General features: G+C 73.0%; 12 protein-coding genes and 1 pseudogene. 11 read left to right on the top strand and 2 right to left on the bottom strand.

Going from position 1 to position 14,602, the window contains the following annotated elements; translation table 11 throughout:
• Nucleotides 1-10 precede the first annotated feature (10 nt).
• The 10 genes and pseudogenes from caldi_RS08725 to caldi_RS08680 all read left to right on the top strand — a co-directional run.
• Nucleotides 11-943 (top strand): aspartate carbamoyltransferase catalytic subunit, encoded by a 933-nt coding sequence (locus tag caldi_RS08725; RefSeq protein WP_264844692.1) that lies wholly within the window; start codon nucleotides 11-13, stop codon nucleotides 941-943.
• Entirely contained in the window at nucleotides 936-2,237 is a 1,302-nt protein-coding gene (locus caldi_RS08720) for a dihydroorotase (protein ID WP_264844691.1), read from the top strand. The genes caldi_RS08725 and caldi_RS08720 overlap by 8 nt, the downstream gene beginning before the upstream one ends.
• On the top strand, nucleotides 2,227-3,141 hold the full coding sequence (locus caldi_RS08715) for a dihydroorotate dehydrogenase electron transfer subunit (RefSeq protein ID WP_264844690.1): 915 nt from the start codon (nucleotides 2,227-2,229) through the stop codon (nucleotides 3,139-3,141). The genes caldi_RS08720 and caldi_RS08715 overlap by 11 nt, the downstream gene beginning before the upstream one ends.
• A complete protein-coding gene (locus caldi_RS08710; RefSeq protein WP_264844689.1) occupies nucleotides 3,128-4,084 on the top strand; it encodes a dihydroorotate dehydrogenase in 957 nt (318 codons plus the stop codon). Before caldi_RS08715 ends, caldi_RS08710 begins: the two co-directional genes overlap by 14 nt.
• Before the next feature lie 5 nt (nucleotides 4,085-4,089).
• A complete protein-coding gene (gene pyrE, locus caldi_RS08705) occupies nucleotides 4,090-4,662 on the top strand; it encodes an orotate phosphoribosyltransferase (RefSeq protein ID WP_264844688.1) in 573 nt (190 codons plus the stop codon).
• A gap of 83 nt (nucleotides 4,663-4,745) precedes the next feature.
• Nucleotides 4,746-6,488: an adenine deaminase C-terminal domain-containing protein gene (locus tag caldi_RS08700; RefSeq protein ID WP_264844687.1), complete on the top strand. Its 1,743-nt coding sequence runs from the start codon at nucleotides 4,746-4,748 to the stop codon at nucleotides 6,486-6,488.
• A 704-nt stretch (nucleotides 6,489-7,192) separates the two neighbouring features.
• Nucleotides 7,193-7,447: an FmdB family zinc ribbon protein gene (locus caldi_RS08695; RefSeq protein WP_264844686.1), complete on the top strand. Its 255-nt coding sequence runs from the start codon at nucleotides 7,193-7,195 to the stop codon at nucleotides 7,445-7,447.
• 278 nt (nucleotides 7,448-7,725) lie between these two features.
• On the top strand, nucleotides 7,726-8,811 hold the full coding sequence (leuB, locus tag caldi_RS08690) for a 3-isopropylmalate dehydrogenase (RefSeq protein WP_264844685.1): 1,086 nt from the start codon (nucleotides 7,726-7,728) through the stop codon (nucleotides 8,809-8,811).
• Between the two features lie 98 nt (nucleotides 8,812-8,909).
• On the top strand, nucleotides 8,910-9,338 hold the full coding sequence (locus tag caldi_RS08685; protein ID WP_264844684.1) for a hypothetical protein: 429 nt from the start codon (nucleotides 8,910-8,912) through the stop codon (nucleotides 9,336-9,338).
• A 12-nt stretch (nucleotides 9,339-9,350) separates the two neighbouring features.
• Nucleotides 9,351-9,575, top strand: a pseudogene (locus caldi_RS08680) (thioredoxin family protein); the annotation flags it as partial.
• A gap of 71 nt (nucleotides 9,576-9,646) precedes the next feature.
• Here the strand turns inward: caldi_RS08680 and caldi_RS08675 are convergent.
• On the bottom strand, nucleotides 9,647-10,942 hold the full coding sequence (locus caldi_RS08675; RefSeq protein ID WP_264844683.1) for a S8 family peptidase: 1,296 nt from the start codon (nucleotides 10,940-10,942) through the stop codon (nucleotides 9,647-9,649).
• Between the two features lie 291 nt (nucleotides 10,943-11,233).
• Here caldi_RS08675 and caldi_RS08670 point away from each other — a divergent pair, with 291 nt between their 5' ends.
• On the top strand, nucleotides 11,234-12,703 hold the full coding sequence (locus caldi_RS08670) for an NAD-dependent malic enzyme (protein WP_264844682.1): 1,470 nt from the start codon (nucleotides 11,234-11,236) through the stop codon (nucleotides 12,701-12,703).
• Here caldi_RS08670 and caldi_RS08665 read toward each other — a convergent pair.
• Nucleotides 12,667-14,535, bottom strand: a complete 1,869-nt coding sequence (locus tag caldi_RS08665; RefSeq protein ID WP_264844681.1) for an Rqc2 family fibronectin-binding protein — start codon at nucleotides 14,533-14,535, stop codon at nucleotides 12,667-12,669. The two genes, caldi_RS08670 and caldi_RS08665, sit on opposite strands and share 37 nt — an antisense overlap.
• Nucleotides 14,536-14,602: the final 67 nt, after the last annotated feature.

Genomic DNA, 14,602 nt, shown 5'->3' with positions numbered 1-14,602 from the left:
GGCACGGGACATGGGCCTCAGGCGCAAGGACCTCCTCGGCCTGCAGGACCTCACGCGCGAGGAGATCGACCTCATCCTGGACACGGCCGAGTCCATGCGCGAGATCATCGACCGGCCGGTGAAGAAGGTTCCGACGCTGCGCGGCAAGGTGATCGTCAACCTCTTCTACGAGCCGTCGACCCGCACCCGCAACTCCTTCGAGCTGGCCGCCAAGTACCTGAGCGCCGACGTGCAGAGCGTGGCCGTCGCCCAGTCGAGCGTCCAGAAGGGCGAGACGCTCCTCGACACGGCTCGCAACCTCGAGGTCATGGGGGCCGACCTGGTCATCATGCGCCACAGCGAGGGCGGCGCGCCGCACTTCCTGGCGCGCCGCCTGCGCGCCGGGGTGGTCAACGCCGGCGACGGCATCCACGAGCACCCCACCCAGGGCCTCCTCGACCTCTTCACCATCCGGCGGCGCAAGGGCCGCCTGAGCGGGCTGAAGGTCGCCATCGTCGGGGACATCCTCCACAGCCGGGTGGCGCGGTCGAACATCTGGGGCCTTCTCAAGTACGGGAGCGAGGTCTGGGTCGCCGGCCCGGCCACGCTCCTGCCGCCGGGGCTCGAGGCCCTGGGCGTGCACGTCACGCACGACCTGGACGAGGCCCTGGACGGAGCCGACGTGGTGAACGTGCTGCGCATCCAGCTGGAGCGTCAGCAAAAGGGCCTCTTTCCGAGCGTGCACGAGTACGCCCGCTTCTGGGGTATCACCCCCCAGCGCCTTGCCGCCTGCAAGGAGGACGTGCTGGTCCTGCACCCCGGGCCCATGAACCGGGGCGTCGAGATCACCAGCGAGGTCGCCGACTCGCACCGGGCGGCCATCCTCGAGCAGGTCACGGGCGGGGTGGCGGTGCGGATGGCGGTCCTGTACCTTCTCCTCGGCGGAGGTGGCACGGGTGAGTAAGCTGCTCCTCAAGGGCGGGCGACTCCTGGACCCCCGGGCGGGCGTCGACCGGGTGGCGGACGTCCTGATCACGGACACGGTGATCGCGGCGATCGGCGAGGACCTGACGGACCCCGCGGCCCGGGTGGTCGACTGCCGGGGCCTCGTGGTCACCCCCGGCTTCATCGACCTGCACGTGCACCTGCGCGAGCCGGGCGAGGAGTGGAAGGAGGACATCGCCTCCGGCACCCGGGCGGCGGCCCGGGGCGGGTTCGTGGCCGTCTGCGCCGTGCCCAACACCCGCCCGGTCATCGACAACGCCGCACTGGTGCGGTTCGTGGTCGAGAAGGCGGCCCGGGAGGCGGCCGTGAAGGTGTGGCCCTACGGGGCCGTCACCAAGGGGCAGAAGGGCGAGGAACTCGCCGAGCTGGGCGAGATGGCCGCCGCCGGTGCCGTGGGCTTCACCGACGACGGGCACCCGATCGAGCGGGCGGAGGTCATGCGCCTGGCCCTGCTCTACGCCAGGCAGTTCGGCCGGCCGGTCCTCGACCACGCGGAGGACCGCAGCCTCAGCCAGGACGGGGCGATGCACTACGGGCGCTTCTCCACCCTGGCCGGCCTGCGCGGGTACGATCCCCTCGCCGAGGAGGTGCACGTGGCCCGGGACGTGCTCCTGGCCGAGGCGACGGGCGGGCACGTGCACATCATGCACGTGTCCACGGCCCGGTCGGTGGAGATCATCCGGCAGGCGAAGGCCCGGGGCGTGCGCGTGACCGCCGAGGTGACCCCGCACCACCTCGCCCTCACCGACGAGGACGTGGCCGGCTCCGGCTACGACACGAACTTCAAGATGAACCCGCCGCTGCGGTCGGCGGAGGACCGGGAGGCGCTCATCGCGGGGCTGGCGGACGGCACGATCGACTGCGTCGCCACCGACCACGCCCCGCACCACCGGGACGACAAGGAGGTCGAGTTCGGCCTGGCGAAGAACGGGGTCGTCGGGCTCGAGACGGCGGTGGGGGTGGTGCTGGACGCCCTCGTCCGCACCGGGCGGCTGAGCCTGGAGCGGATGATCCTCGCCATGTCGACCCGGCCGGCCGAGGTCCTCGGCCTCCGCCCGCCGTCGCTGCGGGTCGGGGCCGAGGCGGACGTCACGGTACTGGACCTGGAGAAGCGGTGGATCGTCCGGGCCGAGGACATGGTGTCCCGAAGCCGCAACTCGCCGTTCCTCGGCCGCGAACTGGTGGGCGCGCCGGCGGCCACGGTCGTCTCCGGCCGCCTCGTCATGGAGGGAGGGCGGCTGGTTGGCTGGTGACCCTGAAGTCGCCGCGGCGGAGCGGGAAGGTCGGGTGCGATCGCCCTGGCGCCCCGAGCGCGCCCGGGTGGTGGCGCACGCCCGGCGCGGGGCCGGCTGGTTCAAGCTCACGCTCCACGCCCCGCACACCGCGGGGGCCGCACGGCCGGGTCAGTTCGTCGAGCTCGCCGTGCTGCCGGCGGGCCACGCCGGCCACGATCCGCTCCTGAAGCGGCCGTTCAGCCTCTGCGAGATCCGGCCGAGCACGGGCGAGGTCACGGTGGTCTACCGGGCCGCAGGCCGCGGGACCCGGGCGCTCAGCGCGGTGCCGGCCGGGGCCGAGCTCGACCTCCTGGGACCCCTCGGCCGGTCGTTCCCGGACCCGGGCCGCTTCGTCCCGGGGGCGGCGCCCCGGCTGCTCCTGGTGGGGGGCGGCATCGGCATCCCGCCGATGGTGGCGGCAGCCGCCTGGGCCCGGGAGGCGGGCCGGGACGTGCTCGCCCTGGTCGGCGCCCGGTCGGCGGGGGAGCTGGCCGCCCTGGACGAGCTCCGGGCGACCGGGGTGCCCGTGGAGGTCTGCACCGACGACGGGTCGGCGGGGCGGCGAGCGCTGGTGACCGAGCTCCTGGCCGGGGCGCTGGCCGGCGCGGCCTCCGGCGGCGGGCCGGCCGCCGGCGGGGGCGAGGCGGCACCCCCGGCCGAGATCTGGGCGTGCGGACCCGAGCCCATGCTGATCGCCGTGCAGCGGATCGCCCGGGAGGCAGGCGCTCCGGCCTACCTGAGCGTGGAGCGGCCCATGGCCTGCGGCTTCGGCGTCTGCATGGCCTGCGCGATCCCCCGGGCCGCCGGCCCCGGGTACCTGCACGTCTGCGTCGACGGCCCCGTGTTCCGGGCGGAGGAGGTGCGGCTGGGTGACGGAGCCTGATCTGAGCGTCGACGTGGGCGGGCTCCGGTGCAGGAATCCCGTGTGGGTGGCGTCGGGCTGCTTCCACTACGGCCGGGAGTTCGCGCACCTCTTTCCGCTGTCCGAGCTGGGCGCCGTGGTCACGAAGGGCACCGCCCCCGAGCCGTGGCCGGGGAACCCCGGCGTGCGGATGGCCGAGACTCCGGCCGGGATGCTGAACGCCATCGGCCTGGAGAACCCCGGGGTGGAGCACTACCTGGCCGCCGACGCCCCCTGGCTGCGCCGGCAGGGTGCCACCGTGGTCGTGAACATCGTGGGCCGGACGGTGGAGGAGTACGTCCGGGTCGCCGAGCGGCTGACCCCCGAGGTGGCCGACGCCGTCGAGCTCAACATCTCGTGCCCCAACGTGAAGGAGGGCGGCCTCGCCTTCGGCACGAGCCTGCGGGAGACCCACAGGGTGACGGCGGCGGTGCGCCAGGCCACGAAGCTGCCGCTCTTCGTGAAGCTCTCGCCCAACGTCACCTCCGTGGTCGACTTCGCGAAGGCGGCCGAGGACGCCGGGGCCGACGGCGTGAGCCTGATCAACACGCTCCTGGGGATGGCCATCGACGTCCGGCGGCGGCGGCCCGTTCTCACCAACGTCTTCGGCGGGCTGTCCGGGCCGGCGGTGAAGCCCGTCGCCCTGCGGATGGTCTGGCAGGTGGCGGGGGCGGTGAAGATTCCCGTGGTGGGCATCGGCGGCATCGCGACCGCCACGGACGCCCTGGAGTTCCTCCTGGCCGGCGCCACCGCCGTGCAGGTGGGCACGGCGCTGTTCAGGAACCCGCTCGCCCCGCTGGAGATCCTGGACGGCATCCGGGCCTACATGCGGCAGAACGGCTTCGCCCGGGTGACCGACCTCGTCGGGGCGGCCCGCACGGCGGAGACCGCGGCGGAGAACCTGCCGCGCATCGTGGAGGGGTGATGGCCATGCCGCTGGAGCGCGACGAGGTGCTCCAGATCCTCCGGGAGACCGGCACGCTGATGGAGGGACACTTCCTCCTGACCTCCGGGCGCCATTCCGGCCAGTTCCTCCTCTTCTCCCAGGCCCTGCAGTTCCCGCCTGTCGCCGAGCGGCTCTGCCGGGCGATGGCCGAGCCCTTCCGGGAGGCGGCGGTCGAGACCGTGATCGGGCCGGCCATGGGGGGCGTCATCCTCGCCTACGAGGTCGCCCGGCACCTGGGCGCCCGGGCGATGTTCGCCGAGAAGGCCGGGGACGGCTCGATGGCGCTGCGCCGCGGCTTCCGCCTCCGGCCCGGGGAACGGGTGCTCGTGGTGGAGGACGCGGTCACGACCGGCGGCAGCGTGGAGAAGGTGCTGGCGGTCGTCCGGGAGGCCGGCGGCGTGCCAGTCGGGGTGAGCGTCATCGCCGACCGCTCCTCCGGGGCGGTCGACTTCGGCGTGCCCATGCACGCCCTGATCACCCTCGACATCCCGTCCTGGCTGCCGGCGGACTGTCCGCTCTGCCGGCAGGGCCTGCCGCTCGTGAGGCCCAAGGGGTAGGGCGTCCGTCGCGCTCTCGGGGATTGGCCATTCTTTCGACTATGGTACAATAGCCCCACAACCTGTTCGCGAGGAGGGAGGAGATGCTCACCCTCGACGAGCGGCGCGCCCTGATGCAGGTCGCCAGGGGAGAGCGGCCGGCGGATCTCGTGATCCGCGGCGCCACCCTGGCGAACGTCTACTCGGGCGAACTGCATCCCGCCCACGTGGCCATCTACCGTGGGCGCATCGCGTACGTGGGCTCCCGCCTGACCGGCGTGGGTCCCCACACGCAGGTGCTGGACGCCGAGGGGCTCATCCTGGCGCCGGGCCTCGTGGAGCCTCACGCACACCCCTTTGTCCTGTACACGCCCACCGGCCTCGTGGAGGGCACGCTCCCGCGGGGCACCACGGCGCACTTCGCGGACGACATGATCCTGGTCTACCACGGCGCGCCCGGGATCGGGGCCGCGGCGGACGTGGCGAAGGAGCTTCCCGTGTACCTGCGCTGGCTCGCCCGGGCTGCCCCGGCGACGGCCGGCCGGCCGCTGTTCCCGCCGGACGAAGTCCGGGGCCGCCTCGGGCACGCGCAGACCGCCGGGATGATGGAGTACGGGCGCTGGCCCCTGCAGTACCGGGGCGACCCGCCCCTCCTGGGCGCGGCCCAGGCGGCGCTGCGGCTGGGCAAGCGGGTGGAGGGGCACCTGTCCGGCGCCTCCGCCGAGCGGCTCTCCGCCCTGGTGGCCTCCGGCATCACCTCGGACCACGAGCCCATCCGGGCCCAGGAAGTGGTCGACCGCCTCCGGGTGGGCCTGTGGGTCATGCTGCGCCACTCCTCCCTGCGCCCCGACCTCCCCGAGGTGATCCGGGCAGTCACCGAAGCAGGCGTGGACACCGCCCGCCTCATGTTCACCACCGACGGCTCCACGCCGGCCTTCATCGCCGAACACGGCCACCTGGACGAGATGCTGCGGATCGCGGTCAAGGCCGGCGTCCCCCCGGTGCGGGCGCTCCAGATGGCGACCCGCAACCCGGCGACGTACTACGGGGCGGAAGGGGACATCGGCGGCGTGGCTCCGGGCCGCCGGGCCGACCTGTTGCTCCTGCCCGACCTCGAGACCTTCCGACCCGTCCGGGTGCTGGCGGCCGGGCAGGTGGTGGCGGAGGAGGGCCGGCTCACCGCCGCCCTGCCGCCCGGGGAAGCGTGGGCGCGCTGCTGCGCCGTGAACCCGCTGCCCCCGGCGGAGCGCGTGGCCCGCCCCGACCTGCACGCCGTCCCCGCCCCGGACGCCGGGCCGGTGCCGGTGATCGACCACACGAACGCGGTGATCACGCGGCGGATCGACGTGGACGTGCCCCGGCAGGACGGCCGTGTGGACCTGTCCGGCAGGCCCGGCCTCCTGCACGCGGCGCTGTTCGACCAGCGGGGCGGCCGCCTCGCCCGGGCGCTGGTCGCGGGGCTGGGCGAGGTCGAGGGTTTCGCCACGACCTACACCGTGGCCCGGGGGGTGCTGTCGCTGGGACGGGACCCGAGGGCCATGGCGCTCGCCGCGCGGCGGGTGGTGGAACTCGGGGGCGGCTTCGTGGTGGTCGAGGCGGGCGAGGTGGCCTGGGAGTTCCCCCTCACCGTCTCGGCGTACATGAGCCCGCAGCCGTTCGCGGTGCTGGTCGAGGCCGAGCGCGCCCTCCGGGAGCGGCTGGTGCGCCGCGGCTACCCCCACAACGACGTGTTGTACTCCCTGAGCTTCCTCACCGGCGACTTCCTCCCGCGTGTGCGGCTCACGCCTGCCGGGCTCCTGGACGTCATGGAGGAGAAGGTGCTGGTCCCGTCGGTTCCGCTTGGGTGAGTGCCCGGAAGGCGGGATTCCCTTCGCGGATTGCCCCTCCGGCCGCTCCGGTCGCCACGTTCTCGGTCGCCGCCCGGGACCCCGGCGAGGGCGGGCGGGGATGGTCGCCGACTCTCGCCCCCTCGCGGCCGGGGTGGTGTCCCCCGGGCGCGGGCCGGGGTCAGGGCGATCGCCACCCGGTCCTTCGCCGATCCGGGTACGGTCCGCAGGGCCTCGAACTCCTGGCAAGCGCGCGCGGAGCCGGGGAGGGGGCGTGACCCCGCGCTTCCCCGCCGCCGCCGTCGTGTTCCCCGTGGCGGTACAGCGTTTCGCTTGTCGGGCCGAGAGGCATTCCGTGCCATGAAGCCCGCGGCTTCATGGAGCATTTCTTGCCCCACCGCCGGCTCACGAGCCCGGCCGCGCGGTCGAAACCGACCTGGTGGGGGCTGCAGGTCGACCTAAATCCAATGTTATGTCTCCCTCCCGCCTGCGCGCGGGCCCCTAAGGGGCAATCGGTGCAACACAGCGGTTTTTCCCGAGTCGCACTTCTTGCCTCTTTGAGGGATATCAAGCCAATAGACCCAGCACCTGGGTATCTGCCCGGGTCGGGCCATCCCGAAGCCTGCTCCCGTTAGCACTCTTGACGAGCGAGTGCTAGCTGCCTATCATTCCATTCCAGGTACATGCCGCGGCCGGCAAGGCCCGATGCAGGAGGGGGGACGAGGGTGCCGATCTACGAGTTCCGGTGTGAGAACTGCGGCCACGTATTCGAGGAGCTGTGCCGCTTCGATGAGGACGGCGCCGGCCGGAAGTGCCCCCAGTGCGGGCACGTCGGGGCGCGGAAGCTGATCTCCGTGTTCGCGGCCCACGGCCTGGAGAACGGCCACCACGGCGTGGGCAAGAAGTGGGGGAACACGAGCTCCGGGTCCAAGTCGGATTCCAGCTCGTCGAGCTCCTCGAGCAGCGCCGCAGCGGACTGAAGACGGCCCGCCGAAGGCCGGAGGAACGCGATCCACCAGGCCGGTCCCCGGAGGGACCGGCCGATCGGTTCTTCGTGCGGCATGAGGCTTCTGCTCATTCTGGCGGGCCGGGGTCAGTCCGAACCGGTCGTCCACTGGAGGTTCACTGGGGGGAACGCGGGACCGTCCATCTGGGCCCCGGCGGGGTTCGTCCGCGGGAGGAACCGCGCCCGCGCTGCCGAATGGGCAAGAGACTGGTATCCATCCTATCAGCCGCCATCTTGCAGGAGGCTTCGCACATGACTCAGACGTACCGGATTGCGGTCCTGCCCGGCGACGGCATCGGCCCCGAGGTCACGGCGGAGGCGCTCAAGGTCCTCCGCGCCGTCGGCGAGCGCCACGGGCTCTCGTTCGAGGTCCGCGAGGGCCTGGTCGGCGGGGCGGCGTACGATGCGACCGGCGACCCGCTGCCCCCGGAAACCCTCGAACTCGCCCGCTGGGCGGACGCCATCCTCTTCGGCGCGGTGGGGGGGGACAAGTGGGACCACCTCCCGCTCGAGAAGCGCCCCGAGCGCGGGATCCTCGGTCTGCGCAAGGAACTCGACCTCTTCGCCAACCTGCGGCCCGTGGTCACGTGGGAGCCGCTCCTGCACACCTCGCCTCTCCGGCCGGAGATCTTGGAGGGTGGCGTCGACATCCTGATCGTCCGCGAGCTGACGGGCGGCCTGTACTTCGGCCAGCCCAAGGGCCGGGACGGGGACCGGACGATCGACACCTGCGTCTACACGGACGCGGAGATCCGCCGTGTCCTCCACGTGGCGCTGCAGGCGGCCCGCCGGCGCCGGGGACGGGTGGTCTCGGTCGACAAGGCGAACGTGATGGCGACCTCCCGCCGCTGGCGCGAGCTGGCGGAAGAGGTGGCCCGGGAGTACCCCGATGTGCAGCTGAGCCACATGTACGTGGACAACTGTGCCATGCAGCTCATCCGGAACCCGCGCCAGTTCGACGTCATCGTGACGGAGAACACGTTCGGGGACATACTGACGGACGAAGCCTCGACCCTGGCGGGGTCCATCGGCCTGTTGCCGTCCGCCAGCCTGGGCAGCGGCCGCGCGGGGCTCTACGAGCCCATCCACGGTACCGCCCCGGACATCGCGGGCAAGGGCGTGGCCAACCCGCTGGCGGCGATCCTCTGCGTCGAGATGCTCCTGCGGTACTCGCTGGACCAACCCGGGGCGGCGGACGCCGTGCAGGCCGCCGTGGCGGCGGCGTTGAGGGACGGCTACCGGACCCCCGACATCCGCGAGGAGGGCACGCGGCTGGTGTCCACCGCGGAGATGGGCGACGCGGTGGTGGCGCGCCTTGACAGCCCCGCGCCCCGGTGATAGGGTGAAGGGCAAGCCGGGGCTCGGTCGCGGCCGGGGGAGGGCGTGGGCCATCCTCCGTGGGCACCGGTGATCACGAGGCAGAGGAGGTGTTGCCGGTGCCGATCATGACCGAGGCGAACAAGAACCAGGTCCGGGCCTACTTCGGGCAGCTCCAGCGGCCGGTGAAGGCCATCCTGGTCGCCGAGCCCGGCGGCGGGAACCCGTACGTGGATGCCACCCGGGAGCTCATGGGCGAGCTGGCCGAGCTGACCGACAAGCTTTCCTTCGAGGAGTACGCGGCGGGCAGCCCGGAGGCAGCGCAGTACGTGATCGACCGCCTTCCGGCGCTCCTGCTGCTGGACCCCGAGGGGCGCGACCGCGGGATCCGCTTCTACGGGGCCCCGCTGGGCCGGGAGTTCATGCCGCTCCTGGAGGACATCGTCGACCTGTCGACCGGCAAGGACGACCTGAGCCAGCAGGGCCGGGCGGCGATCCAGGCGATCCAGCAGGACGTGGTCCTGGAGGTGTTCACGACCCCCACCTGACCGCACTGCCCCCATGCCGTGCGCATGGCTCACATGGCGGCCATGGTGAACCCTCGCATCCGCGGGGCGATGATCGACGCCGCCGAGTTCCCCGACTACTCGCGGGAACACAGCGTGTACGCCGTCCCCAAGACGATCATCAAGGTCGGCGATCACGTGCATTCGTTCGAAGGCCGGGTACCCGAGTCGATGTTCATCTCCGCCCTGCGCCAGGCCGTCCAGCACCATCAGCACTGAGGTGACGGAAAGGCGAGACCCGCGCCCCTGCGGCAGCGGGTCTCGCCTCTGCGCGTCCTCCGGGGGGATCGTTACCCGGCCACCGCCCGGCGGGCGTTCACGAGCCCGGCACCCTGTTCGGCCGGGGGCAGGCCGAGATCCTCTGCCGTGCCGGTGATTCGGGCCCGCACCTCGTCCGGAGACAGGTCGCCCCCGGCCGCCAGCACGAGGGCGGCCACCCCCGACACATGCGGGGCGGCCATCGAGGTGCCGCTCAGCGAGCGGTACCGTCCCCCGGGCCAGGTGGAGGGAATGCCGACGCCCGGCGCCGCCACGTCCACCTCGGGCCCGCGGCTGCTGAAGCGGGCGGTGTGGTCCTCCACATCCACCGCGCTCACCGCGATGACCTCCGGGTAGCGGGCGGGATAGGTGACGCTCGAGCGCTGACCCTCGCCGGGCGGGCCCTCGTTGCCGGCCGCCGCGACGATCACGGCGCCGGCGTCGCGGAGGCGGCGGACCGCCTCGCGCAGGGTACGGCTGTCCTGGGTCGTGCCGAAGCTCATGTTCACGACCTGCATGCCGTTCTCCGCGCACCAGCGCATGCCCTCGACCAGGTCCGACAGGAGACCGCTGCCCCACCGGTCGAGCACCTTGACGGGGTGCAGGAGGGCGCGGGGGGCAACGCCCACCACCCCGATCCCGTTGTCGGTGGCGGCCACGGTCCCGGCGACGTGGGTCCCGTGGCCGTTGTCGTCCTGAGGACGGCTGCCCGGCCGCAGCGCGTTGTAGCCCGGCCGCAGGCGGTCCTGGAGGTCCGGATGGCGCAGGTCGATCCCCGTGTCCATCACGGCCACCCGCACGCCCTCACCCCGGGATTGGGGCCAGGCGGCGGGGGCCTCGATGCGCTCCACGCCCCACGGTACCTGCTGCCCGGACAGGGTGCGGCGGCGGCACAGCCAGTCCAGGAACGGAAGGTCCGAGGCGAAGATCGGGACGTCGTCCTCCACGTGGACGAGCATCGCCCGGGTATCGGCCCGCGCCCGGGCCTCCGAGATCGCCAGGCCACCGGGGACGCGGCGCAAAGCCCGGGAGGGGAGGCGGCAGGCCACGCCGTGAACCAGGGGCAGGAAGCGAGAGTCCCGGGCGCCCATCGCCCGGGCCAGTTCGAGGCAGCGCCCTGGCGGGCAGCCGGGGGAGAACAGGAGAATCACGCGCCGGCCCCGCAGGAGCACGGAGAGGCGGTTGTTCCCCGAGAGGCGCCTCCGGTACCGCGCGTAGACCGCCTGGAGGACGGGGAGCCAGAGGTGACCCGGGGCCGCCCCGGCCGCCAGCGCGAGCCCGAGGGCGCCCAGGAGGAGCAGGAAGAGCACTGGAGCGGTGACCGTCACGCATGACCCCGCCTTTCGGTGTTCGCAGGAGAGCTGCAGGGGTCCCGTGTGTTGTCGGTCACCATGTTATGTCGCTACCGTCAAAACGTGCGGACTGCCCGAACAGGCAGGGCCGGTGAGCCGGCTCGGGCCTCCCGGGCGGGTCGCCGGCCGGGATAAGCGCGAGTTCGGGAGGGCCGGCCAACCGTGACCCTCCCCGATGACAAACAGGTTTTGCCTGAGGTAGAATCGGTCCGTGAACGATCGTCCGGCCAGTCCACGGATTCGGTTCCCACCGAGGGGGCTCATGCCTTGGCCTTCGAGCGAGCAGGCGGGATTCGGCTCATCCTGCGACTCGAGATCAAGAACACGCACAGCATTTTCGGCTATGTGGCCACGGCCATCGGTGCCGCCGGCGGGGACATCATGGCCGTCGACCTCATCCAGGCCGGCAAGGAGTCGGTTGTCCGCGACGTGACCGTCGGGGTGGACAGCCCCGACCAGGGCGAGCGCGTGGTGGCTGCGGTCTCGGCGCTGCCCGGCGTCCGGGTCATCAACGTCTCCGACCGCGTCTTCCTTGCCCATCTCGGCGGCAAGATCGAGGTCACGCCCAAGATCCCGGTGAAGAACCGGGACGACCTGTCCATGGTGTACACGCCCGGCGTGGCGCGGGTGTGCCAGGCCATCCACCAGGACCCTGCCAAGGTGTTCTCCCTCACGATGAAGCGCAACACGGTCGCCGTCGTCACCGACGGCACCGCGGTGCTGGGGCTCGGGGACATCGGCCCGGCGGCCGCCCTCCCGGTGATGGAGGGCAAGGCGATGCTGTTCAAGCAGTTCGCCAACGTGGACGCCGTGCCCATCTGCCTGGACACGAAGGACCCCGACGAGATCGTCCAGATCGTGAAGCGCCTGGCCCCCGGCTTCGGCGGCATTAACCTCGAGGACATCTCCTCGCCGCGCTGCTTCTACATCGAGGAGCGGCTGAAAGAGGAACTGGACATCCCGGTCTTCCACGACGACCAGCACGGCACGGCCGTGGTCGTCCTGGCGGGGCTCCTGAACGCCGTGAAGCTGGTGGGCAAGCGCCTGGAGGACCTGAAGGTGGTAGTGGTGGGGATCGGCGCCGCCGGGTCGGCGGTCATCCGGCTCCTGCTCGAGGCCGGCGTGCAGAACGTGATCGGCGTTGACCGCATGGGGATCATCGAGCGGGGCAAGGAGTACCCGCAGAACCCGATGTGGACGTGGATCGCCCAGCACACGAATCCGGAGGGGATCACGGGCAACCTGGCGGACGCGATCGACGGGGCCGACGTGTTCGTCGGGGTGTCGGGCCCCGGGGTGCTCAACGTGGGGCACCTCCGGCGCATGGCCAAGGACCCCATCGTCTTCGCGATGGCCAACCCCGAACCGGAGATCGAGCCCGAGGTGGCCGCCCCGCACGTGCGGGTGCTGGCGACGGGGCGCAGCGACTACCCGAACCAGGTGAACAACCTGCTCTGCTTCCCCGGCATCTTCCGGGGGGCGCTCGACTGCCGGGCCCGCACCATCAACGAGGAGATGAAGCTGGCGGCCGCCCGCGCCATCGCCGGGGTCGTGAGCGACGCCGAGCTGTCCGAGGAATACATCATCCCCAGCGTCTTCAACCGCCGGGTGGTGGACGCCGTGAGCCAGGCCGTGATCGAGGCGGCCTACGCCACGGGCGTGGCGCGGCGCGAGCGGCGGGACGTGGTCCGGGACGGGCGCTACCCGGAGGCCGTGTCCGGGCGTTCCGGCGACTGAGGCGCTTCCTCCGGCAACTGCCGGAGGATCGGGTGGCGCTCGGGGTCCGGGGTCACGTGGACGGTGCGCTGCCGCTCATAGATCACCATGCCCGGCCGGGCCCCCGGCGGCTTCCGCACGTGGCGGCACAGGGTGTAGTCGACGGGGACGTTCGCCGAGTGGCGGGCCCGGGAGAAGAAGGCCGCGAGCACAGCGGCGTCCTCGAGGCTCCGTTCGGTCGGCTCCGTGCCCGGGGGCACACGCAGGATGACGTGTGCCCCCGGGATCTTCTGTGCGTGCAACCACACGTCGGTCGGGGCGGCGAGCCGCAGGGTCAGCTCGTCGTTCTGGCGGCCGCTGCGGCCCACCCAGATCTCCAGCCCGTCCCGCGACCGAAGTACGAGCGGTCCGCTCGCCCCGTTGGGGCGGGGCGGGGCGGCCTTGGCCGGCCCGCCCGCGGCGCCGCGGCCGGTCGCCTGGTGGCCGGCAGCCGTGAGCTCCCGGTGGATCGCCTCCAGATCGGGGAGGGAGGACGCCTGCTCGAGGCGCGCCGCCAGCTCCTCGAGGTGGGCCAGCGCGGCCCGGCTGCGCTCGAGCTGCGCGGCGATGGCGTCCCGGGCGCTGCGGGCCTTCTGGTACCGGCGGAAGTACGCCTGCGCGTTCTCCGCCGGCGTCCTGTCGGGGTCGAGGGCGATCCGGACGGGGGGCGCCGCCGGGTCGTAGAGGTCGGGCAGCGTCACCTCGGCGGCGCCGCGGGGGACCTGCCACAGGTGGGCGAGCAGCGTCTCGCCAAAGCGGCGCAGCTGCTCCGGGTCACCCACCTCGGCCAGCTCGGCCTCCTGCGCCTGGGCCTTGCGGGCGGTGCGCTGCCGGGCCGCGAGGAGGGCGCGGCGCAGGTCGGCAGCCAGCGTCCGGACCTGCTCCTCCTCCTCGCGGAGCGCGAAGAACGTGTCCAGGGCCGCCGAGAGAGACCGCATCGCCCGGACCTGCCCCGTCCAGGTCACCGGGCGGAAGGGGGCGAAGTCGGCCAGGCGCCCTTCCGGGTCGTAGAGGAGAAAGCCGCGCGGCTCACCGGCAAGCACCTCCTGCCAGAGCGCGGCCGCCGCCGCCGCGAGGCGGCGGGCACCCTCCTTGTCGAGGTCCCCGGCCGGGGCACCCTCCAGCCCGGCGCGCGCGGCGACCTCCCGCGCCGCGAGCGGGCCGATGCCGTCGACGCAGGCAAGCACCGCCTGCCAGGCGGGCGTGGCGGCGTCCGCGGCGCGGAGGCGGTCCGAGAGCGCCGCCGGGTCGAGGGCCAGGGGGTCGAGCTTGCCCGGCGGCGGGGGCGGCACGTAGGGCTGCCCGGGCAGCACGGTGCGGTAGGCGTTCTGCTCGGCGCCCGCGCGCCGGATCGCGTCGACGATCCGCCGGCCGGCCCCGTGCGGGTCCTCGTCGGGCCCGCTCGCCGGCGCCAGCAGCACGACGTTCGAATTTCGGCCCATGAGTTCGGCCACCAGCGTGTAGGTGACCGGGTTGCCAAGGTCGTCCCGCGCGCTCACGTCGATCGAGATCACCCGCTCCCGCCCCGGCTGCCGCACGCGCTCGATGCGGCCGCCCCCGATCCGGCTGCGGAGGAGGGCGGCGAAGGCGGGAGGCCGGGGGGGATTGCGCCGGACCGCCTGGCTCAGATGGGCCCGGGCGTGGCGGGGATGACAGGAGAGCAGGAGATCGGGCGGGGCCTCGGTCCCGGGTGGGAGGTGCAGGCCCAGCGTGAGCTCGAAGGGCCGGGGCTGGTGGATCCGCGTCAGGCGGGCGCCCACGGCGGCCTGCAGCTCCCGGACCACGGCGGCCGTGGTGAGACCGTCGAACCCCATCCTCCCACACCTCCTGTCCGACCGGCGCACTCCCACAGCAGTGTACCATGGCGGCGCCGGGGCCGGT

Source organism: Caldinitratiruptor microaerophilus, assembly GCF_025999835.1.
Taxonomy (GTDB): Bacteria; Bacillota; Sulfobacillia; order Symbiobacteriales; family ZC4RG38; genus Caldinitratiruptor; species Caldinitratiruptor microaerophilus.
Note: the sequence above shows the minus strand (reverse complement) of the source record. Positions and strands in the feature narration are given on the sequence as shown.